This is a genomic window from Streptomyces sp. NPDC058246 (assembly GCF_042881985.1).
Classification (GTDB): Bacteria; Actinomycetota; Actinomycetes; order Streptomycetales; family Streptomycetaceae; genus Streptomyces.
On sequence record NZ_JBHVWZ010000014.1, the window covers coordinates 91,735 to 114,298 of the forward strand.

Here is a 22,564-nt window from a genome sequence, read left to right on the forward strand (position 1 = left end):
GTCAACCCGCTCAATCAGAAGAACTATCTCCACTATCTTCATCCGACGATTCGTCGCCCCGAAGGCTCCACGACAACAATATGAGTTGACCTGGCACATTCTCCTGCAGTCGGACTTCGAACGACTGCGTTTTGCCGTTCTCCCTCAGCTTCAAGGGCCCATAGGGCTCACGACTAGGGGCTGTAACGTAAACCCGTAGATCGCGAAGGGCGGTACCTGAAACGGTAACCGTCAGATCCTCCGCGTACGACCGAGTATGCAGCGGAACATATCCGGAGGAGCTTCGATACATCACCGCCTTCCGCGTGTCGCTCCAGGACGCCGAGGGCGGGATTGTACACCCTTTCGCCAATTCTCCGACGTCGAGGAGTAGGGTGCCGTCATCCCGCTTTTCTACGTATGAGTCGAGTTCGTCGCCACGCTTACTCAGCTGCCCGAAATCTCCGGCAGGGCACGTCATTGTGAATTCTAGATACTTGGTTTCATGTCCCGGTATAGATCCAAGTACCCACCGTGGACCTGTTATTTTATATCTCTTCTTCGGATCCAGATTCACCAACGCAGCAGAAATGCCGAGCTCGATAGCCAATACCTTCTTTGACTCATGCCATTCAAATTTCGCCTCCCAGCGGCATTGTTTTACATAGCTTCGCGGCTTCACTATTTCGCGGACAGCCTTCCGGAGTCCTTCGGGAGCGGCTGGATTGAGGTAGCCAAATATCGCCCCCCAGGCAGAATCGTCCTGCATTCGGCGCTTCATCAACGGGTCAACCAGGACCGCCAAAATTCCGCTCACCAGGAAGGCTTCACCTAGTCCGGATACAAGCTCTTCCGATACACCCCAGAACGACACATGATGCGCCGCAGATACTTCCCCTGCTATTCCTAAAATAAACAGAAGAAGGACGCCAATCGCGTATACCTTAGAGGTCGAAAACCATGCCCGCCCCGCCGCAACCATGCCACTCCTAACCGACTCGGATTAGATCCTGCACGTTAGACCGAGACGCAACCACAGGGTGTCAACCAATAACCAAGGGTTGATCTGTGATCGAATCCGAGCAGACGGCATACATCACACGTCCCTCTTCAAATAAGGGCCGAACCAGCATGCCGTCAAGATGTTGGACGCCTCCTCATCGTCGACATCGCCATCGGGAACTAGCCGCGCAGAACAACCGGCAGGTGGAACGGCATCGAGACCGCTGGGCAATTGATCACGGCCTTGTAGGCATCCGGCACACCGGATGGTCCGCGAACGCCAACTAGCCCCCTTCCCTGTTCAGGAAGGGGGCTAGCGGAGCCACACAGTCACACACAAGCCAGCATGGGTCTCAGACCCAATCCACCTCGGAGACGATGTGCAGCGAAGCCTCAGGGCCCGGCAACGGCGTCCGGAGGGGCACTGGCGACGCCGACGGCCGAGGGACCGAGACGCCGGCCGCAGCCAGCACAGCCGTCACCTCGTCCTCGCTCGCCCCCGCCAGCGCCTCAATCACCCGATCGAGTGCCCCGCTCACGTCAGTGAGAGTGACCGCTCGACGCCTGCGTCGGACCCGCGTTCCTGACCGTAAGAGGCAACAGCTTCTTCCCGGTCGGCCCGATTTGTATGGTCGTGTCCATCTGCGGGCAGACGCCGCAGTCGAAGCACGGGGTCCAGCGGCAGTCCTCGACCTCGGTCTCGTCGAGGGCGTCCTGCCAGTCCTCCCAGAGCCAGTCCTTGTCGAGGCCGGAGTCGAGGTGGTCCCAGGGGAGGACCTCCTCGTACGTCTTCTCGCGCGTCGTGTACCAGTCGACGTCGACGCCGTACGCCGGCAGCGTCTTCTCCGCGCAGGCCATCCAGCGGTCGTACGAGAAGTGCTCGCGCCAGCCGTCGAAGCGGCCGCCGTCCTCGTAGACCGCGCGGATGACCGAGCCGATCCGGCGGTCGCCGCGGGAGAGCAGGCCCTCGACGATGCCCGGCTTGCCGTCGTGGTAGCGGAAGCCGATCGAGCGGCCGTACTTCTTGTCGCCGCGGATCTTGTCGCGGAGCTTTTCGAGGCGGGCGTCCGTCTCCTCGGCGGAGAGCTGGGGCGCCCACTGGAAGGGGGTGTGGGGCTTGGGGACGAAGCCGCCGATCGACACCGTGCAGCGGATGTCGTTCTGGCCGGAGACCTTGCGGCCCTCGGCGATCACCTTCATCGCCATGTCGGCGATCTGCAGGACGTCCTCGTCCGTCTCCGTCGGCAGGCCGCACATGAAGTACAGCTTCACCTGGCGCCAGCCGTTGCCGTACGCCGTCGAGACCGTCCGGATCAGGTCCTCTTCGGAGACCATCTTGTTGATGACCTTGCGCAGGCGCTCCGAGCCGCCCTCGGGGGCGAAGGTCAGGCCGGACCTGCGGCCGTTCCTCGTCAGCTCGTTCGCCAGGTCGACGTTGAAGGCGTCCACGCGGGTCGACGGGAGCGAGAGGCCGATCTTGTCTTCCTCGTACCGGTCCGCCAGGCCCTTGGCGATCTCGCCGATCTCCGAGTGGTCGGCCGAGGAGAGCGAGAGGAGGCCCACCTCCTCGAAGCCCGTCGCCTTCAGGCCCTTCTCCACCATGTCGCCGATGCCCGTGATCGAGCGCTCGCGCACCGGGCGGGTGATCATGCCCGCCTGGCAGAAGCGGCAGCCGCGGGTGCAGCCGCGGAAGATCTCCACCGACATGCGCTCGTGGACCGTCTCCGCGAGCGGGACCAGGGGCTGCTTGGGGTACGGCCACTCGTCGAGGTCCATGACCGTGTGCTTGGACACGCGCCACGGGACGCCCGACTTCTTGGGGACCACGCGGGCGATACGACCGTCGGCGAGGTACTCCACGTCGTAGAACGCCGGGATGTAGACGTTGCCCGTCTTCGCGAGGCGGAAGAGGACCTCCTCGCGGCCGCCGGGACGGCCCTCCGCCTTCCAGGCGCGGATGATCTCGGTCATGTCGAGCACGGCCTGCTCGCCGTCGCCGATGATCGCCGCGTCGATGAAGTCGGCGATCGGCTCCGGGTTGAAGGCCGCGTGACCGCCGGCCAGCACGATCGGGTCGTCGAGCGTGCGGTCCTTGGACTCCAGCGGGATGCCGGCCAGGTCCAGCGCCGCCAGCATGTTCGTGTAGCCCAGCTCCGTGGAGAAGGACAGGCCGAACACGTCGAAGGCCCTCACCGGGCGGTGGCTGTCCACCGTGAACTGCGGGACCTGGTGCTCACGCATCAGCTCCTCCAGGTCCGGCCAGACGCTGTAGGTGCGCTCGGCGAGGACGCCCTCGCGCTCGTTCAGTACCTCGTAGAGGATCATGACGCCCTGGTTGGGCAGCCCGACCTCGTACGCGTCGGGGTACATCAGCGCCCAGCGGACATCGCAGGAGTCCCAGGGCTTGACCGTGGAGTTGAGCTCTCCGCCGACGTACTGGATCGGCTTCTGCACATGCGGGAGCAGAGCTTCGAGCTGCGGGAAGACCGACACAGCGGATTCGGCAGGCATGTCGCGAACCTTCGTGAGCTGGCAGGGGTGACCATCCAGCCTAACGCGGCCGGAGGGACCCGCCGCACCGTCGGACCGTGCGGCCGGACAGGCCCGCCGCCCCGTCAGACCGCCGCCCTGCTCTCCACCGCCTCCCACTCGTCCGGCAGCTGGGCCTCGACGGCCGCCGCCCGCTGCTCCTCGCGCCCGTACAGCACCCCGTAGGTGAACGAACTCTCCCCCGCCGCGTGCGCCTGCTCCGCGAGCTCGCCCAGGGCGTCACGGGCCATCACGCTGTCCTGGTGCTCGCCGAGCAGGCTCTGCAGCGACTTCATCGACTTGACCAGGGTCTCGGCGGGTTTGCCCAGCGCGGGGGCGGCCGACTCCGCCGCGTACCGGGTGCGCTTGGCCTTCTTGCGGGCCTCGTGCATGGCGTGATCCCGGTCGGTGCCGGGCGGCAGGTCGAGAGCCTGCTCGACCAGCGCGGAGACCTTCGCCAGATCCTTGCGCACGGCTTTCGCGAGCACCTTCCCGGGATCGTCCGTGGCCGCCTTGCGCAGCGGCGGTTCCGCGAGCAGCGTGTCCAGCCCGGAGAGCAGGTCCAGGTAGCGCTTGCCCTCCAGTACGGCGAGCAAGCGGTCCCTGGAACCCCCGCGGCGGGCGCTGGTCCAGGTGCCCAGGCGGTCGTGGACCGGGCCGGCGACCAGGCGGTGCGGCAGCTCGCCGACGGCCGCCGTGAGCCGCTCGGTGAGCACCTCCTGGTCCCGGTCGATGCCCAGCTCTCCGGCCAGCCACTTCAGCTCGTCGGCGATCGGATCGGTGACGGCACGGTCCAGGACCTTGCCGTACGAGCGGAAGGTGCTGCGCATCCGGCGGGTGGCGACGCGCATCCGGTGCACGGAGTCCTCCACCTCGCGGCGGACCTCGGGGTCGAGCTCGACGATCGCGTCGCGCTGGGCGCGGACGTAGGCGAGGACGTGGTCCCCGGCGGTGACCGGAGGCTGCTCGACGATCGTCTTGTGCTGCTTCTTGCCGCCGGTCTCCGCCAGTGCCCTGGCCAGCTTGGACGGCGACGTGGACCGGTTCAGCCCGGCCTCGCGGAGTTTCCGCTCGACCTCGTCGAGAAAGTCCGGATCGCCGTCGTCGGCCAGTTCCACCTCGAGCTCGGTCCACTTGGCCGTGCCCTTGCCGCCGCTGAGCCGCTCGGCGCGTACCCGGTCGAGGCTGACCTCGGCGAGCAGGGCTCCGTCGGCGTCCACGAGGTGGCGGACGTCGCGGGTCGACCGCAGGCGTACGAGGGGGACGAGTTCGGCGTCGCGTACGCGGGAGCGGACGAGGCCCTTCAGCGACCGGGGCACGTCGTCGGAGAGCGGGGCGTGGATCTCGTCGCGTACGCCTTCGGAGACGGGGAGTTTGAGGTGCCAGCCCGCGTCCGCGCCGCCGGTGCGGCGGCGGAGGGTGAGGGAGGCTGCGGCGAGCCGCTGGTCGGGCGTGTCGTAGTAGGTGGCGTCCAGCTCGGCCACGCCCTTGTCGGTGACGCCGGAGACTCCGGAGACACCGGTCAGGTCCGGCAGGCCTGTGTCTTCGCCGACCGAGGAGCCCTCGTACTTCCGCTCGATTTCCCGCTTTGTGTCCGCCATGACCTGAATCTAGTGCGGGTGGGGCCGGGATGGCAGTGGCCGGGCGCACCGGAGGCGCGGGGAGCGGCTCGTTTTCGCCCCCTCCGCCCTTGCCCTCCCCCGAGCTCTCGGCTTCGCCCGAACAGGGGTGCCCCCCAGCGTCCCTGGAGGCTGCCGCCCTCAACCCCCGCGCATCGGCCCGAACGGCCTCGTCCTCGAGCGCCGGGCGGGCCGACTTCCCGCCGCTCTCGTCCTCGAACGCCGGGCGGCGGGCCGACTTCCCGCCGCTCTCGTCCTCGAACGGCGGGCGGACCGACTTCCCGCCGCTACGCCGACAGCGGGCGCTGCACCCTGATCGACTGCAGCAGCCCCACCGCCACCCACACCGCGAACATCGATGAGCCGCCGTACGACACGAAGGGCAGGGGAAGGCCCGCGACCGGCATGATGCCGAGGGTCATGCCGATGTTCTCGAAGGCCTGGAAGGCGAACCAGGCGATGATGCCGGCGGCGACGATGGTGCCGTAGAGCTCGGTGGTCTCGCGGGCGATGCGGCAGGCGCGCCACAGGACGACGCCGAGCAGGAGCAGGATCAGGCCCGCGCCCGCGAAGCCCAGCTCCTCGCCCGCGACCGTGAAGACGAAGTCCGTCTGCTGTTCGGGGACGAACTGGCCTGTCGTCTGGGAGCCGTGGCCGAGGCCGGTGCCGAACAGGCCGCCCGAACCGATGGCGATACGGGCCTGGTTGGTGTTGTAGCCGACGCCTGCCGGGTCGAGGTTGGGGTTGGCGAAGGCCGCGAAGCGGTTGATCTGGTACTCGTCGAGGATGTGCAGCTGCCAGACGGCGATCGCGCCCAGGGCGCCCGTGCCGATCAGCCCGAACACCCAGCGGTTGGAGGCACCGGAGGCGAGCAGCACACCGAGGATGATGATCACCATGACCATGACCGAGCCGAGGTCGGGCATGAGCAGCACGATCATGATCGGGACCGCGGCGAGGCAGAGGGACTGCAACACGGTGCGGTGATCCGGATACTGCTTGTCGCCCGCGTCGACCCGCGCCGCCAGCATCATCGCCATGCCCAGGATGATCGTGATCTTCACGAACTCGGAGGGCTGGAGGGAGAAGCCGCCGCCCAGGACGATCCAGGCGTGGGCGCCGTTGACGGTGGCGCCCAGCGGGGTCAGGACCATCAGGATCAGGAAGACCGAGAGGCCGTACAGGATCGGCACGGCCGTGCGCAGGGTGCGGTGGCCGAGCCAGATCGTGCCGATCATGAGACCGATGCCGATGCCGGTGTTCATGAGATGGCGGATGAGGAAGTAGTACGGGTCGCCCTGGTTGATCTCCGTGCGGTTGCGGGTCGCCGAGTAGACGAGGGCCGAGCCGATCAGCGAGAGGGCGATGGCCGACAGGAGTATCGGCCAGTCGAGGCGGCGGGCCAGCGAGTCGCGGGCGAACAGCCGCGTCCAGCCCGCGCGCTCGGGTCCGTACCCGGAGACGGAGAAGTTGTTCGCTCCGGTCATGTCAGGATCCTCGTCCCCCGCCGCTTCTTCGTGCGGGACGTGCGCCTTCGGGTGTTGCGGTTGCTCGCGTTGGGCGAGGGCGTGGTGCCCGCGGGCTGGTTCTGGTCGGTGGAGCCGGAGTTGTCCTTCTGGCTGGCCTGGAGGTCCTTGACCGGGTCCTTGGAGACCGGCGGAGCGTCGATCGAACCGTCGGACTGGATCTTCGGCAGGCTCTTCTCCGGGGTGGGCAGCAGGGCCTTCTTGTCGTCGATCGAGCCGTCGGACTGGACGCCGTACAGCGCGTTGTAGATGTTGCGCACGGCCTCACCGGAGGCGCCGGAGCCTGTACCGGCCTGGGCGATCGTCATGACGACCGTGTAGTCCTTGGTGTACGTGGCGAACCATGACGTGGTCTGCTTGCCGTAGACCTCGGCGGTACCGGTCTTGGCGTGCAGCGCGATCTTGTCCTGCGGCCAGCCGCCGAACTTCCAGGCGGCGGTACCCCGGGTGACCACGCCCGCGAGGGCCTGGTCCATGCCCTTGAGCGCCGTCTTGCTGACCGGCAGCTTGCCCTTGACCGTCGGCTTGATCTCCTGGACCGTCTTGCCGTCGGAGCTGACGATCGCCTTGCCGATGGTCGGCTGGTACATGGTGCCGCCGTTGGCGAGCGCGCCGTAGATCATGGCCTCCTGGACCGGCGTCACGAGGGTGTCGCCCTGGCCGATGGAGTAGTTGATCTCATCACCCTCGCGCATCTTGTTGCCTTCGAGGCAGTTCTCGTACGCGATCTTCTCGACGTACGTGCCGTTCTTCTTGCCGCTCTTGCACCAGGCGTCCTTGTTGGCCTTCCAGTAGCTCTCCTTCCACTGGCGGTCCGGGACGCGGCCGGTGACCTCGTTGGGCAGGTCGATGCCGGTGGTCTTGCCGAGGCCGAACTGGTGGGCGGCCTTGAAGAAGTAGTCCTTGGGCTCGCCCTTCTTCGGGTTGATGCCGCCGTCCTTCTTCCACTCCCGGTCGGCGAGGCCGTAGAAGACGGTGTCGCAGGAGACCTCCAGCGCCCGGCCGAGCGAGATCGGACCGAAGTTCTCCCCCTCGAAGTTCTTGAAGACCTGGCCGCCCACCGAGTACGAGCTGGTGCACGGGTAGCCGCCGTCCCAGGCGTAGCCGGCTTCGACGGCGGCGGCCGTGGAGACCACCTTGAAGGTCGAACCGGGCGCGGACTGACCCTGTATGGCCCTGTTGAGCAGCGGGTAGTCGGAGTTCTTCCCGGTGAGGTTCTTGTAGTCCTTGGCGGAGATGCCGCCGACCCAGACGTTCGGGTCGTACGTCGGAGCGGACGACATGGCGACGATACGGCCGGTCTTGGCCTCCATCACGACGACGGCGCCGGAGTCGGCCTTGTAGTTCTCGCCGGTGATCTTGTCGTACTGCTGGCGGGCGGCCTTCATCGCCGTGTCCAGCTCGTACTCGGCGACCCGCTGGACCCGGGAGTCGATGCTGGTGACCAGGTTGGAGCCGGACTGGGCGGCGTCGCTCTTGCCCGTGCCGATGACGCGGCCGAGGTTGTCGACCTCGTAGCGGGTGACGCCGGCCTTGCCGCGCAGCTCCTTGTCGTACTGGCGTTCAAGGCCGCTGCGGCCGACCTGGTCGGAGCGGAGGTAAGGCGAGTTGGTGTCCTTGGCCTTGGTGATCTCGTCGTCGGTGACGGGCGAGAGGTAGCCGAGGACCTGCGCGGTGTTGGCCTTGCCGGGGCCGGCGTAGCGGCGGACGGCCTCGGGCTCGGCGGTGATGCCGGGGAAGTCCTCGGAGCGCTCGCGGATCTGCAGGGCCTGCTGGGTGGTGGCCTCGTCGGTGATGGGGATCGGCTGGTAGGGCGAGCCGTTCCAGCAGGGCTGCGGCGTCTTGGCGTCGCAGAGGCGGACCTTGCCCATGACGTCCTGCGGCGTCATGCCCAGGACCCCGGCGAGCTTGGTGAGGACCGCCTTGCCGTCGTCCTTCATCTTCATCAGGTCGGTACGGGAGGCGGAGACCACGAGCCGGGTCTCGTTGTCGGCGATCGGCACTCCGCGCGCGTCCAGGATCGAGCCGCGCACGGCGGGCTGCACGACCTGCTGGACGTGGTTGCCGGAGGCTTCCTTGGCGTACTCGTCGCCGTTGCGGATCTGGAGGTACCAGAGGCGTCCGCCGAGGGTGCCGAGGAGGGAGAGTACGAGAATCTGGATGACGATGAGCCGAATCTGGACCCGTGGGGTCCGACCGGTCTCGGGGATGTTGGTCACTGCTGCTGCCTCCCCCTCTCAGTGTGTGTACAAGACATACGAGTACACGGCGAACCTGTGCGCGGCGACGCCGTGGTCGGCCAACTTCCGTGACGCGAGCGGCGCTTGAGGTCTGCTCCCCGCCGTCCTCACCCCTCTCCTCACAGCCGCTTGACCCCCTTGATGCGTCCCGCGCGGGCGACGCGCGCCTTGGCGGCCTTCACCCGCAGTCCGCCGCGCTGGCCGCCGATGCGCAGCCCGGTGCCGGAGGACAGCCAGCCCGAGGAGACGTCGGCCGCCTTGGCGGACGTGCCGGTCTCGGCGAGCGGGTTGTTCTCGGCGCGCCGGGCCAGTCCCATCAGCCCCGGGACGACGAACGGTGCCAAGAGCAAGTCGTACAGGGCGGCGGTGAACAGCAGGCTGACGAGGCCCACATGGCGGGCGGCGGTGTCGCCGACGAGGGCGCCGACACCGGCGTACAGCAGGGTGGAGCCGATCGCGGCGGCGACGACCACGGCCATCGGTGCCGTCGCGGACTTGAGCCGGCCGTTGTCCGGCTTCGCGAGGCCCGCGAAGTAGCCGATGACGCACAGTACGAGGGCATAGCGGCCGGCGGCGTGGTCGGCGGGTGGGGCGAGGTCGGCGAGCAGGCCGGCGCCGAAGCCGATGAGGGCGCCGCTGACATGGCCGTAGACCATGGCGAGGGCCAGCACGGTCAGGAGCAGCAGGTCCGGGACGGCGCCCGGGAGGTGGAGTCGGGCGAGGACGCTCACCTGGATCACCAGGGCGACGACCACCAGGGTGGCGGAGAGCAGCATCCGGTTGAAACGCATGGGATTCGCTCCTCCTACTGCTGCTGGCCGTTGTCGGACGCGGACGCCGAGGGGGTGACCGTGACGGTCACCGTCGGCGTGGGTGTCGGCTTCGGTTTCGGTGGCAGCACCGTGTCACGCGGGTCCTTGTTCGGGGCTTCGACGACGACACCGACGATGTCGAGCTTGGTGAACGAGACGAACGGCTTGACGTAGACCGTGCGCGTCAGGTCGCCTCCGGAGGGGTCCACGCGGGAGACGACACCGACCGGGACGCCGGGCACGAACGGCCTGTCGGCCTGGGAGCCGAAGGTGACCAGCCGGTCCCCCTTGTTGATCTTGGCCTTGCCGTTGAGCAGTTCGACCCGGAGCGGGCGGTCGCCCTGCCCGGAGGCGAAGCCGAGTTCGTCGCTCGTCTCCATTCGCGTACCGACGGTGAAGTCGGGGTCGTTGGCGAGCAGGACGGTGGCGGTGTCCGGGCCGACGGTGGTGACCCGCCCGACCAGTCCGTCGCCGTTCAGGACGGTCATGTCGCGCTTGATGCCGTCGTTGGCGCCGACGTCGATGGTGACGGTCCAGGAGAAGCCCTGGGCCGCTCCTATGGCGATGACCTCGGCGCCCTTGATGCCGTACTGGCCCTCCGCCGCCACGTTGATCATCTTGTTCAGCTGCTTGAGGCGGCTGCGGTTGCGGTCGTCGCTGCCGAGCTTCGCCTTCAACGCCGCGTTGTCGTGCTCCAGTTGGGCGATGCGGTCGTGCCGGCTGCCCGAGTCGCGAACCGCCGAGATCGCGTTGCCGACGGGGTCGACCGCGGACGACACCCCGTTCTCGATCGGGCCGAAGACCGTCGCGGCGGCCTGGCGGGCACCGTCGACCGGTGAGTCCTGCCCGCCGCGGATGTCCACCGTGATCAGTGCGAACGCGATGGCGATCAGCAGCACCAGGAGCAGCCGGCTCTCTCGTGTGTCCCTCACGTGCGGCGGCCGTGCCTTCCTCGTCGGAATGTTCAACAGGGGCGCACCCTGAGCGGAAAATGCCCACGGGCGTGATGAGGCTGTTATGGGGGGTGTTGTACGGAGCTGGTGCGGGGGGCCGTTATGGGGCAGTTGTGGGGGCTGTTATGGGCGGGCTTATGACTCTATGTCGGAGGAGTTTATGCCTCCATACCAACGATCCGCCGTACGAGAAGGGATCATCTCGTACGGCGGAATCGAAGTGTTACTTCATCTGCGCGGCTGGGCGTCCAGAACCTGCTGGAGCGCCTCGAACTCCTCGACGCACTTGCCGGAACCGAGCGCCACGCTGTCCAGCGGGTCCTCGGCGATGTGGATCGGCATACCGGTCTCGCGGCGCAGTCGCTCGTCCAGGCCGCGCAACAGGGCGCCGCCGCCGGTCAGAACGATTCCGCGGTCCATCACGTCACCGGACAGCTCCGGCGGACACTTGTCGAGGGTCGTCTTCACCGCGTCGACGATCGCGTTGACGGGCTCCTCGATCGCCTTGCGCACTTCGGCGGCCGAGATGACGACGGTCTTGGGCAGCCCGGAGACGAGATCCCGGCCGCGGATTTCGGTGTGCTCGTCAGTGTCGAGGTCGTACGCCGAACCGATCGTGATCTTGATCTGTTCGGCCGTCCGCTCACCGAGGAGGAGCGAGTACTCCTTCTTGATGTGCTGGATGATCGCGTTGTCCAGCTCGTCGCCCGCGACGCGGATGGACTGGGCGGTGACGATGCCGCCGAGCGAGATGACCGCGACCTCCGTGGTGCCGCCGCCGATGTCCACCACCATGTTGCCCGTGGCCTCGTGGACCGGCAGGCCTGCACCGATGGCCGCGGCCATGGGCTCCTCGATGATGTGCACCTGGCGGGCGCCGGCCTGGGACGACGCCTCGATGACGGCACGGCGCTCGACGCCGGTGATGCCGGACGGCACACAGACGACGACGCGGGGACGGGCGAGGTAGCGCCGCTTGTGGATCTTCAGGATGAAGTAGCGGAGCATGCGCTCGGTGATCTCGAAGTCGGCGATGACACCGTCCTTCAGCGGACGTACGGCAACGATGTTGCCCGGGGTCCGCCCGATCATCTTCTTCGCTTCCGCGCCGACCGCGAGGATCCCACCGGTGTTGGTGTTGATCGCGACGACGGACGGCTCGTTGAGTACGATCCCGCGACCCCTGACGTACACCAGCGTGTTGGCGGTCCCGAGGTCGACAGCCATGTCACGGCCGATGAACGACATTGAGTTCCCCATCAGGATTCGTCTGGCCTTCCCAAGTGGAGCTTTGACGGCTTTTTAGGAACGGCGAGGTGGGTGCAGTGACGTGAAGGCTTCCATCGTAGACGCGCCTGCACGAACACTGCGCGAGGGTCTTCGCCATTGTCAGCAGATGATGCGCCGACCCGCTTGTGGAGACGGGCCATCGGGGGCATGCGTTCCCCCGATCGGCACGCATATGCCACGGGACGGCCGGAATTTCCACGGCCGTCCCAGGTCAGACATCCAAGTGAGTGTGACGACCCCTCAGAAAAATTATCGGAAATGTGCCGCCCGCGGGCTCGCCGGGGGCCCCCGGGAAGCCCAAGCACGGCCCGAGAGGGGCACGCACGGCCCAAGAGGAGCACGCGCGGCCTGACGGTCACGCACGGCCTGCCAGTCAGGCACACCCGAAGGTCACGCTGAGCCCGAAGGTCACGCGCGGCCGGGGAAGAAGATCTTCAGCTCGCGCTCGGCGGACTCCTCGGAGTCGGAGGCGTGAATCAGGTTCTCGCGGACGATCACGCCGTAGTCGCCGCGGATGGAGCCGGGCGCGGCGGCGATGGGGTCGGTGGGCCCGGCCAGCGCCCGCACGCCCTCGATGACCCGCTCGCCCTCGACGACGAGCGCGACAACCGGGCCGGACGCCATGAACTCCACCAGCGGCTCGTAGAACGGCTTGCCTTTGTGCTCGCCGTAGTGCTGCTCCAGCGTGTCCTGGTCCAGCGTCCGCAGCTCCAGCGCGGTGATCTCCCAGCCGGCCTTGCGCTCGATACGGCTGATGATCTCGCCGGTCAGGCCGCGACGGACGGCGTCGGGCTTGAGGAGGACGAGGGTGCGCTGGCTCACGGGGTGGCTCCTTCAGGTCACAAGTGTGCGGGTGACCGAGGCTACAGGGCGTAGCTGAGTGCCCATTCAGCCCGTCCCGCGTTCGAGGACGAGACCGTCCAGGCAAAGCGGGAGGTCTGGGGGCGGTAGCCCCCAGACCTGGGACGGGCAGGGGCGGAGGGGGCGGCGGAAAACCCCGACGGCCACCCCTACGCGGGGTTACCCCCGGCCTCGGTCGGCGCCGCCTGCGCCTGCGCCTGCGCCTGCGCCTGCGCAGCGAACCGCGCCTTCGCCTCGTCGATCTTCCGCCCGTAGTGGACCGACGCCCACCACAGGGCGGCGAAGATCGCCCCGAGGATGAACATGGACGGCACCACGAACCCACTGGCGATCAGCGCGATCTGCAGCGCCCAGCCCAGCTGGACACCCCCCGGTCGCGTGATCATGCCGCACAGCAGCACGCTCAGCGCCATGACGACCCCGCTCACCGTCCACACCGTGGCCGTCGAGAGGTCGGGATCCTTCATGGCGACGAGCCCGGCGAAGCCGATGACGAAGAACTCGCCGATCAGAGTCGAAGCACAGAGCGTCCGCACAGCGATCAGCCCCTCCCCAGAAGCAGCCGGGCCTCGCCGACGGTGATGACGGAACCGGTGACCAGCACGCCCCCGCCCGCGTACTCGCCCTCCTCCTCGGCCAGCGTGATCGCGGCCTCCAGCGCGTCGTCGAGCCGCGGCTCGACCTGCACCCGGTCGTCGCCGAAGATCTCGACCGCGATCCCGGCCAGCTCGTCCGCGTCCATCGCGCGATGACTGGAGTTCTGCGTGACGACGACCTCGGCGAAGATCGGCTCGAAGGCTTCGAGCAGCCCCCGTACGTTCTTGTCGCCGCTCGCGCCGACGACCCCGATCAGCCGGCTGAAGTCGAAGACCTCGCTGACGGCCTCGGCCGTGGCCCGTGCGCCCGCCGGATTGTGCGCCGCGTCCAGCACGACGGTCGGCGAGCGGCGTACCACCTCCAGCCGCCCCGGCGAGGTCACCGAGGCGAAGGCCTTGCGCACGCTGTCGATGTCGAGCCGCTCGGCGCGCGCGGCACCGACGCCGAAGAACGCCTCGACCGCGGCGAGCGCCACGGCGGCGTTGTGCGCCTGGTAGGCGCCGTGCAGCGGCAGGAAGATCTCCTCGTACTCGCCGCCGAGCCCGCGCAGCGTCAACAGCTGCCCGCCCACGGCGACCTGCCGCGCGACGACACCGAACTCCAGCCCCTCACGGGCGACCGTGGCATTCACTTCCACGGCCTTCTTCAGCAGCACCTGGGCCGCGTCCACCGGCTGCTGCGCCAGGATGACCGTGGCGTCCTGCTTGACGATGCCGGCCTTCTCGGTGGCGATCTCGGCGTGCGTCTCGCCGAGCCGGTCGGTGTGGTCGAGATCGATGGGCGTGACGACGGCCACGTCCCCGTCGATGACGTTGGTGGCGTCCCAGCTGCCGCCCATGCCGACCTCGACCACGGCGACATCGACGGGCGCGTCCGCGAAGGCGGCGTACGCCATGCCGGTCAGCACCTCGAAGAACGACAGCCGGTACTCCTGCTGGGCGTCGACCATCTCCACGTACGGCTTGATGTCGTGGTACGTCTCGATGAACCGCTCGGCGGAGATCGGCGCGCCGTCCAGGCTGATGCGCTCGGTGATCGACTGCACGTGGGGGCTGGTGTACCGCCCGGTGCGCAGGTCGAAGGCGCCGAGCAGGGCCTCGATCATGCGGGCGGTCGACGTCTTGCCGTTCGTCCCCGTGATGTGGATCGAGGGGTACGAGCGCTGCGGCGCGCCGAGCACGTCCACGAGCGCGGCGATGCGGCTGACGGACGGCTCCAGTTTGGTCTCGCCCCAGCGGGTCGCGAGCTCCGCCTCCACCTCGCGCAGTGCCTTGTCGACCTCGGGGTCGGTGGGCCGGCCGGGGACGTCGTCCTGCCGGTCGCCCGCGCCCTGGGTGCGCAGGGTGCGGCTGCCGGCCTCGATCACCGCGAGGTCGGGGTCGCGCTCGGTCTCGGCCGCGACGATCTCCTCGAAGAGACCGAGCGGGTCGCCGGGGGCCGACTCGTCTGACTCGCTGCTGTCGTGCGGGGGGAGCTCACTCACGGGGCCAGTCTACGGAGCCGCCGGTGTGTTGCGCCGTGTGGGGTTTCGCCCCCTCCGCCCCTACCCGTCCCACCCTCCTGGGGCTCCGCCCGGCACCCCGTTCGCGCAGTTTCCCGCGCCCCAGGCCGCGCGGGGGTGACAGACCCCGGAAGACGGCGAAGGCCCCCGGAACCATCGAGGTTCGGGGGCCTTCACCCGCGTACGACAACTACCCGCTACGCCTCGGGCAAGCGCTCCAGCTGGGCCTTGATCCGGGCGATGTCCTCGTCCGCCTTGGCGAGCCGGGTGCGGATCTTCTCCACGACGTTGTCCGGGGCCTTCGCGAGGAACGCCTCGTTGCCGAGCTTGGCGTGCGCCTGGGCCTTCTCCTTCTCGGCCGCGGCGAGGTCCTTGGCGAGGCGCTTGCGCTCCGCCGCGACGTCGATCGTGCCGGACAGGTCGAGCGCGACCGTGGCCCCCGCGACCGGCAGCGTCGCCGTGGCCGCGAAGGCGTCACCCTCCGGCTGGAGGCGGAGCAGCTGACGGATGGCGGCCTCGTGCGGGGCCAGGGCGGTCCCGTCGAGGGTCAGTCGGGCCGGGACGCGCTGGCCGGGCTGGAGACCCTGGTCGGCACGGAAGCGGCGGACCTCCGTGATGACCTGCTGGAGCGTCTGGATCTCGCGCTCGGCGTCGGCGTCGCGGAAGCCGCTGTCCGCCGGCCAGTCGGCGATGACGACCGACTCGCCACCGGTGAGGGTGGTCCAGAGGGTCTCCGTGACGAACGGGACGACCGGGTGCAGCAGCTTCAGCGTGACGTCGAGAACCTCGCCCAGGACACGCTTGGAGACCTCGGCGGCCGCACCGCCCGCCTGGAACGTCGTCTTGGACAGCTCGACGTACCAGTCGAAGACCTCGTCCCACGCGAAGTGGAACAGCGCGTCGGAGAGCTTCGCGAACTGGAAGTCCTCGTAGAGCGCGTCGACTTCGGCGACGGTGGAGCCCAGGCGGGACAGGATCCAGCGGTCGGTCGCCGACATCTGCGACGCCTCCGGCAGCGGGCCCTCGACCGTCGCGCCGTTCATCAGGGCGAAACGGGTCGCGTTCCAGAGCTTGTTGGCGAAGTTGCGGGAGCCCTGGACCCAGTCCTCGCCGATCGGGACGTCGACGCCGGGGTTGGCGCCGCGGGCCAGGGTGAACCTGAGCGCGTCGCTGCCGTACTTGTCCATCCAGTCCAGCGGGTTGACCGCGTTGCCGAAGGACTTCGACATCTTCTTGCCGAACTGGTCGCGGACCATGCCGTGCAGGGCGATGGTGTGGAACGGCGGGGTACCGTCCATCGCGTACAGGCCGAACATCATCATCCGGGCGACCCAGAAGAAGAGGATGTCGTAACCGGTGACCAGGACCGAGTTCGGGTAGAACTTCGCGAGCGACTCGGTCTGTTCGGGCCAGCCGAGGGTCGAGAAGGGCCAGAGGCCGGAGGAGAACCAGGTGTCGAGGACGTCGGTGTCCTGGTGCCAGCCCTCGCCGGTGGGTGCCTCCTCGTCGGGACCGACGCAGACGACCTCACCGTTCGGCCCGTACCAGACGGGAATGCGGTGGCCCCACCACAACTGCCGTGAGATGCACCAGTCGTGGAGGTTGTCGACCCAGTCGAAGTACCGCTTCTCCATCTCCTGGGGATGGATCTTGACCTTGCCCTCGCGGACCGCGTCGCCGGCCGCCTTCGCCAGCGGGCCGACCTTGACCCACCACTGCATCGACAGCCGCGGCTCGATGGTGGTCTTGCAGCGCGAGCAGTGGCCGACCGAGTGGACGTACGGCCGCTTCTCGGCGACGATCCGGCCCTCGGCGCGCAGCGCGGCGACGATCGCGGAACGGGCCTCCAGCCGGTCCAGGCCCTGGAAGGGGCCGTGGGCGGTGATGACCGCGTGCTCGTCCATGATGGTGAGGGACGGCAGGTTGTGCCGCTGCCCGATCTCGAAGTCGTTCGGGTCGTGGGCCGGGGTCACCTTGACGGCGCCCGTGCCGAACTCGGGGTCGACGTGCTCGTCGGCGACCACCGGGATGGAACGGTCGGTGAGCGGCAGCCTGATGAGCTTGCCGACGAGGTGCTTGTACCGCTCGTCCTCGGGGTGAACGGCGACGGCCGTGTCACCGAGCATGGTCTCGGCGCGGGTGGTGGCGACGACGATCGTGTCGTCCCCCTCGCCGTACTTCATGGAGACGAGCTCACCGTCGTCGTCCTGGTACTCGACCTCGATGTCCGAGATGGCGGTGAGGCAGCGCGGGCACCAGTTGATGATGCGCTCGGCGCGGTAGATGAGTTCGTCGTCGTAGAGCCGCTTGAAGATGGTCTGGACGGCCTGCGAGAGCCCTTCGTCCATGGTGAAACGCTCACGCGACCACGCGACGGCGTCTCCCAGGCGACGCATCTGGCCGCTGATCTGGCCGCCGGACTCGGACTTCCACTGCCAGACCCGCTCGACGAAGGCTTCCCGGCCCAGGTCGTGCCGGGACTTCCCTTCCTTCCCCAGCTCCCTCTCGACGACGTTCTGGGTGGCGATGCCGGCGTGGTCCATGCCGGGCTGCCACAGCGTCTCGTAGCCCTGCATGCGCTTGCGGCGGGTGAGGGCGTCGATGAGGGTGTGCTCGAAGGCGTGCCCGAGGTGCAGGCTGCCGGTGACGTTCGGCGGCGGAATGACGACGGTGAACGGAGGCTTGTCGCTCTTCGCGTCCGCCTCGAAGTAACCCCGCTCTACCCAGCGCTCGTACAGCGGCCCCTCTACGTCGGCCGGCGCGTACTGGGTCGGCAGTTCGGAGTCGGGCGCTGGTGGCTGCTGCTGAGCGTTCTCGGTCACGGGCCCAGTTTAGGGGTGTCACCGGGCAGTCCCGAAACGCGTTTGTTCTGTAACGGTGCGCCCCCCGATGCGGTGCGCTCCCTGTGCCTGGGCCAGGATGTCAGGAACACATAAGCATCTGGAGGGGAACCCAGTAATGAGCTACAACCAGCCGGGCCCGTACGGCGGGCAGCCCCAGCAGCCCGGACCGTACGGTCAGCCGGGCCCCTACGGTCAGCCGCCCCAGGCGCCGCAGGCCCCCCAGCCCGGCTATGGCTACCCGCAGCAGGCTCCCCCCGCGCAGCCCGGCTACGGCTACCCCCAGCAGGCACCCCAGGGTGTCCCCCCGCAGACTCCCCCCTACGGCCAGCAGCCCGCGTACGGCCAGCAGCCTCCCTACGGCGCCGTCCCGCAGCCCCCCGCACCGGACGGGGGCAAGAAGAAGACGGGCCTCATCATCGGCGCGGTGGCGGTCGTGGCCGCGATCGCGGTGGGGGCGTACTTCGTCATCGGTGGGGGTGGCGGCGGCTCGAACGTCGCGGACGACGGCCCGCACAAGCTGACGACTCCGGCGACGGTGCTCACCGAGTACAAGAAGTCCAACGACGCCGACAGCGGCGGCTTCGATGAGAACGACGTCAAGGACGCCGAGAAGCACGGTGTGAAGAACGCCAAGGATGTGCACGCCGGGTACCAGTCCGGGGACGAGCAGACCAACCCGCTGAGCATGAAGATGATCAACTTCATGGGCGTGTACGGCACCATCGACGATCCCGAGGCGGTCGTCGACGGGATGTTCTCGGAGATGAAGAAGAGCGCCAGCACCGACAAGGAAGGCGAGGTCGTCGGCAGCCCGCAGGTGTACAAGCCCAGCGGCCTCGACGGTGCGGTCCTCAAGTGCCAGGTGACCAAGTACAAGAACTCCACGGCATCCAGCGGGTCCTCGTCCGAGCCGAGCGAGATCAGCATGCCGGTGTGCATCTGGGGTGACCACAGCACGCTGGGCGTGGTCATCAACCTTGAGATGGCCGAGGCGATGACCGGCAAGAGCCCCGACCTCGCAAGCGCGGCCGAGCTGACCGCCAAGTTCCGCAAGGAAGTGCGCGTCAAGCTCTGACCTGCGCGGTCATGAAGGAGGGGCCCCGCTCAGTCGACCGGGGCCCCTCCTCATGTCCGTGCCGAGTACGCGGCCTTTAGTTCGCCGCCCTGCCCCGACCCTTCTCAGGCACGGCGACAGGCACTGTCGGCCTCGTCATGGCTGAGGCCGACATTCACCAACCCGGTGTAGCAGTAAGGATTCGCCACCCTCCCATGGGTCGGAGTCGTTATGTGGTGGTGTTCGCATGCCGCAGTCACCTTGGGCCCGACGTTGTACCCGAGCCAAGTAAGAGGCCGGCGTTGACCGGAAGTTGGCTTGGTACGCGCTTGTACGTCGAAGGGGCTCCAGCGGATTCCGCTGGAGCCCCTTCGACGTACAGCTACCGACGGCTACGCCGTCTTCTGCTCCCCCGGACCCCCGCGGCGGGCGTCGCGGGGGATCAGGGTCGGGTTCACGTTCGAGTGGACGACGTCTGCGGTGATGACGACGCGGGCCACGTCCTTGCGGGACGGGACCTCGTACATCACGGACATCAGGACTTCCTCCATGATGGCGCGCAGGCCGCGCGCGCCGGTCTGGCGGAGGATGGCCTGGTCGGCGATGGCTTCGAGGGCCTCGCGCTCGAAGTCCAGCTCCACGCCGTCGAGTTCGAACAGGCGCTGGTACTGCTTCACCAGAGCGTTGCGGGGCTCCACCAGGATCTGGAGGAGCGCCTCGCGGTCCAGGTTGTGGACCGACGTGATCACCGGCAGGCGGCCGATGAACTCCGGGATCATGCCGAACTTGACCAGGTCCTCCGGCATGACGTCCTCGAACTGGTCCTTGGACTCGAGTTCACGCTTCGAGCGGATCGTCGCGCCGAAGCCGATGCCCTTCGCGCCGGCACGGGACTCGATGAGCTTCTCCAGGCCCGCGAAGGCACCGCCCACGATGAACAGGACGTTCGTCGTGTCGATCTGGATGAACTCCTGGTGGGGGTGCTTGCGCCCGCCCTGGGGCGGGACCGAGGCCGTCGTGCCTTCCAGGATCTTGAGCAGGGCCTGCTGCACGCCCTCGCCGCTGACATCTCGGGTGATCGACGGGTTTTCGCTCTTACGAGCCACCTTGTCGATCTCGTCGATGTAGATGATCCCGGTCTCGGCCTTCTTGACGTCGTAGTCGGCCGCCTGGATGAGCTTCAGGAGGATGTTCTCGACGTCCTCGCCGACGTAGCCCGCCTCGGTGAGCGCCGTCGCGTCGGCGATGGCGAACGGGACGTTCAGCATGCGCGCCAGCGTCTGGGCGAGCAGTGTCTTGCCGGAGCCCGTGGGGCCCAGCAGCAGGATGTTGGACTTCGCCAACTCGATGGCGTCGTCGCGGTTCTGGCCCGTGCTGTTCTCGCCGGCCTGGACCCGCTTGTAGTGGTTGTACACCGCGACCGAGAGGGCCTTCTTGGCCGACTCCTGGCCGACCACGTACCCCTCGAGGAACTCGTAGATCTCCCGGGGTTTCGGGAGCTCCTCCCAGCGGACCTCGCTCGTTTCCGCGAGTTCTTCCTCGATGATCTCGTTGCAGAGATCGATGCACTCGTCGCAGATGTACACACCGGGGCCTGCGATGAGCTTCTTGACCTGCTTCTGGCTCTTGCCACAGAACGAGCACTTGAGCAGATCGCCGCCGTCACCGATGCGTGCCACGGTGTGCTTCCCCTTCGCCTGGGAGACGCCTAGGTCCAGCGGCTCCTGGTGCTGCCTTATGTCCGACGGTACCTTGCCGAGCCCCCCGTTCGGGCCCCCCTTGGCGCGGTTCACTTTGTCGTGAACCACGCCAAGGAGCGGCAGACGATACAGCGGTACGTCAGACAACCGCCGAGTTGTTCATCTTCCGGGTGGAGATGATCTGGTCGATCAGGCCGTACGCGAGCGCGTCCTCAGCGGTGAGGATCTTGTCGCGCTCGATGTCCTCGCGGATCTTCTCGATCGGCGTGGTCGAGTGCTTGGCCAGCATGTCTTCCAGCTGCGAGCGCATCCGGAGGATCTCGTTCGCCGCGATTTCGAGGTCCGAGACCTGGCCGCGGCCGGTCTCGCTGTAGGGCTGGTGGATCAGCACACGGGCGTTCGGAAGTGCCATGCGCTTGCCCGGCGTACCGGCGGCCAGCAGGATCGCGGCGGCCGAGGCGGCCTGGCCCATGCAGACCGTCTGGATGTCCGGCTTCACGAACTGCATCGTGTCGTAAATGGCCGTGAGGGCCGTAAACGAGCCACCGGGGCTGTTGATGTAGACCGAGATGTCACGGTCGGGGTCCATCGACTCCAGGCACAGCAGCTGCGCCATGACGTCGTTGGCGGAAGCGTCGTCGATCTGCACGCCGAGGAAGATCACGCGCTCCTCGAAGAGCTTGGCATACGGGTCGTACTCACGCACGCCCTGCGAGGTGCGCTCGACGAAGCGCGGGATGACGTAGCGGGACTCCGCGCGAGGACCGGTGTACTCGGCCTGCGTGCGGGCGTGGAGGCCGCTGCCGGGGTAGTCGTTCACTGTGTCTCCTGAAGAGCCTGAAAAGGGCTGAGGCGGTCGGCTGGGGGCGCTGGAGGGGCTGCACAGGCCGGCTGGCAGCCGCCTGCACCGGCTTGCGCCGGTTACGCCGCCCCGGTGCCGCCGCCGCCCGGCATACCGGCAGCGGTGGGCATGATGTCGTCGATGAGGCCGTACTCCTTGGCCTCGATCGGGTCGAACCAGCGGTCGCGGTCCGAGTCACGAGTGATCTGCTCGACGGTCTGACCGGTGTGGAAGGAGGTCAGCTCCGCCATCCGCTTCTTGGTGTGCAGCAGCCGCTCGGCGTGGATCTTGATGTCCGACGCGGAGCCCGCGAGGCCCGCGGAGGGCTGGTGGATCAGGATCTCGGCGTTCGGCAGGGCGAAGCGCTTGCCGGGGGTACCGGCGCTGAGCAGGAACTGGCCCATCGAGGCCGCCATGCCCATGGCGATCGTCACCACGTCGTTCTTGATGTACTGCATGGTGTCGTAGATCGCCATGCCGGCCGTGATCGATCCGCCGGGGCTGTTGATGTAGAGGTAAATGTCCTTGTCCGGGTCGGAGGCAAGGAGCAGCAGCTGCGCCGTGATCTTGTTGGCGATGTCGTCGTCGACCGCCTGGCCGAGGAAGATGATTCGCTCGCCGAGCAGCCGGTTGTAGACCTGGTCACCAAGGCCACCACCGATGGAGGGGTCGCCGGCGGCGGAGGGCATCAGATTCGTCACGTATCCACCTGCTCGTCTTACGACGGCGCCGGGCCGTCTCACGTCTTCTGCTGGGGCGTGGGACCCCGGGTGCATACCGCCTCTGGGCGGCTTCGGGGACTCCCCTGCCCTCGTATTCATGGACCCTAACGCGCGGGTCCCTTCGGGGAATCCCGCAGAGTCAACTGTTCGCTGTGAGCGCAGGTCGCGCCCCCGGTCGGGGGCGGCCCTTCATCCCGGGAACCGGGGGCGCTCCATCCCGGGAACGGGGGGCGGAGGGGGCTGCCTCCATCCCGGGAACCGGGGGCGGAAGGGGCTGCCTCCACCCCGGGAACCGCAGGCGGAGGGGGTGCCCTCCACCCCGGGAACCGCGGGCGCGGCTGCCTCGTGCGGTCGGTCCGCGGGTGCGGCTCTGCGGGTGCGGCTCTGCGGGGGTTGTTCACGCAGTTCCCCGCGCCGCGAAGGCCGACCGCACCCCCCGAAGGCCGACGGGCCCTCAAAGGCCGACAGGTCCTCAAAGGCCGACGGGCCCCCGGG

General features: G+C 68.0%; 16 protein-coding genes. 1 reads left to right on the top strand and 15 read right to left on the bottom strand.

From position 1 onward, the window contains the following. Window positions 1-10: 10 nt before the first annotated feature. The 12 genes from ACFVXA_RS21555 to ACFVXA_RS21610 form a co-directional block, all read right to left on the bottom strand. Window positions 11-961: a hypothetical protein gene (locus ACFVXA_RS21555; RefSeq protein ID WP_389512632.1), complete on the bottom strand. Its 951-nt coding sequence runs from the start codon at window positions 959-961 to the stop codon at window positions 11-13. A gap of 560 nt (window positions 962-1,521) precedes the next feature. Further along, the gene (locus tag ACFVXA_RS21560; protein WP_389512630.1) at window positions 1,522-3,492 is read right to left on the bottom strand and encodes a TIGR03960 family B12-binding radical SAM protein; all 1,971 of its coding nucleotides are present in this window, start codon (window positions 3,490-3,492) and stop codon (window positions 1,522-1,524) included. Window positions 3,493-3,596: 104 nt separating this feature from the next. After that, window positions 3,597-5,111 (bottom strand): CYTH and CHAD domain-containing protein, encoded by a 1,515-nt coding sequence (locus tag ACFVXA_RS21565; protein ID WP_362018199.1) that lies wholly within the window; start codon window positions 5,109-5,111, stop codon window positions 3,597-3,599. Window positions 5,112-5,416: 305 nt separating this feature from the next. Next, window positions 5,417-6,616: a rod shape-determining protein RodA gene (gene rodA / locus ACFVXA_RS21570; RefSeq protein WP_362018197.1), complete on the bottom strand. Its 1,200-nt coding sequence runs from the start codon at window positions 6,614-6,616 to the stop codon at window positions 5,417-5,419. Beyond that, window positions 6,613-8,874 (bottom strand): penicillin-binding protein 2, encoded by a 2,262-nt coding sequence (gene mrdA / locus ACFVXA_RS21575; RefSeq protein WP_362018195.1) that lies wholly within the window; start codon window positions 8,872-8,874, stop codon window positions 6,613-6,615. Before mrdA ends, rodA begins: the two co-directional genes overlap by 4 nt. Before the next feature lie 140 nt (window positions 8,875-9,014). Continuing rightward, the gene (gene mreD / locus ACFVXA_RS21580) at window positions 9,015-9,686 is read right to left on the bottom strand and encodes a rod shape-determining protein MreD (protein WP_390026038.1); all 672 of its coding nucleotides are present in this window, start codon (window positions 9,684-9,686) and stop codon (window positions 9,015-9,017) included. A 14-nt stretch (window positions 9,687-9,700) separates the two neighbouring features. Continuing rightward, the gene (mreC, locus tag ACFVXA_RS21585) at window positions 9,701-10,639 is read right to left on the bottom strand and encodes a rod shape-determining protein MreC (protein ID WP_362018191.1); all 939 of its coding nucleotides are present in this window, start codon (window positions 10,637-10,639) and stop codon (window positions 9,701-9,703) included. 249 nt (window positions 10,640-10,888) lie between these two features. Then, entirely contained in the window at window positions 10,889-11,908 is a 1,020-nt protein-coding gene (locus tag ACFVXA_RS21590; RefSeq protein WP_103551380.1) for a rod shape-determining protein, read from the bottom strand. Window positions 11,909-12,358: 450 nt separating this feature from the next. Next, window positions 12,359-12,772, bottom strand: coding sequence for a nucleoside-diphosphate kinase (gene ndk, locus ACFVXA_RS21595; RefSeq protein ID WP_362018189.1), 414 nt, complete (start codon window positions 12,770-12,772; stop codon window positions 12,359-12,361). Between the two features lie 188 nt (window positions 12,773-12,960). Continuing rightward, entirely contained in the window at window positions 12,961-13,347 is a 387-nt protein-coding gene (locus tag ACFVXA_RS21600; RefSeq protein WP_389748647.1) for a DUF4233 domain-containing protein, read from the bottom strand. A gap of 5 nt (window positions 13,348-13,352) precedes the next feature. Continuing rightward, entirely contained in the window at window positions 13,353-14,891 is a 1,539-nt protein-coding gene (locus ACFVXA_RS21605; protein ID WP_362018185.1) for a folylpolyglutamate synthase/dihydrofolate synthase family protein, read from the bottom strand. Between the two features lie 215 nt (window positions 14,892-15,106). Beyond that, window positions 15,107-17,731, bottom strand: coding sequence for a valine--tRNA ligase (locus ACFVXA_RS21610; RefSeq protein WP_383747676.1), 2,625 nt, complete (start codon window positions 17,729-17,731; stop codon window positions 15,107-15,109). Between the two features lie 136 nt (window positions 17,732-17,867). Between ACFVXA_RS21610 and ACFVXA_RS21615 the strand changes: the two genes are divergently transcribed. Next, window positions 17,868-18,827 (top strand): hypothetical protein, encoded by a 960-nt coding sequence (locus tag ACFVXA_RS21615; protein ID WP_383905121.1) that lies wholly within the window; start codon window positions 17,868-17,870, stop codon window positions 18,825-18,827. A 371-nt stretch (window positions 18,828-19,198) separates the two neighbouring features. Here ACFVXA_RS21615 and clpX read toward each other — a convergent pair whose 3' ends face one another. From clpX to ACFVXA_RS21630, 3 genes are all read right to left on the bottom strand, one after another. Continuing rightward, on the bottom strand, window positions 19,199-20,485 hold the full coding sequence (gene clpX, locus ACFVXA_RS21620; protein WP_362018180.1) for an ATP-dependent Clp protease ATP-binding subunit ClpX: 1,287 nt from the start codon (window positions 20,483-20,485) through the stop codon (window positions 19,199-19,201). Window positions 20,486-20,645: 160 nt separating this feature from the next. After that, a complete protein-coding gene (locus ACFVXA_RS21625) occupies window positions 20,646-21,326 on the bottom strand; it encodes an ATP-dependent Clp protease proteolytic subunit (protein ID WP_362018178.1) in 681 nt (226 codons plus the stop codon). A 101-nt stretch (window positions 21,327-21,427) separates the two neighbouring features. Then, window positions 21,428-22,036, bottom strand: a complete 609-nt coding sequence (locus ACFVXA_RS21630; RefSeq protein ID WP_362018419.1) for an ATP-dependent Clp protease proteolytic subunit — start codon at window positions 22,034-22,036, stop codon at window positions 21,428-21,430. Window positions 22,037-22,564 lie beyond the last annotated feature (528 nt).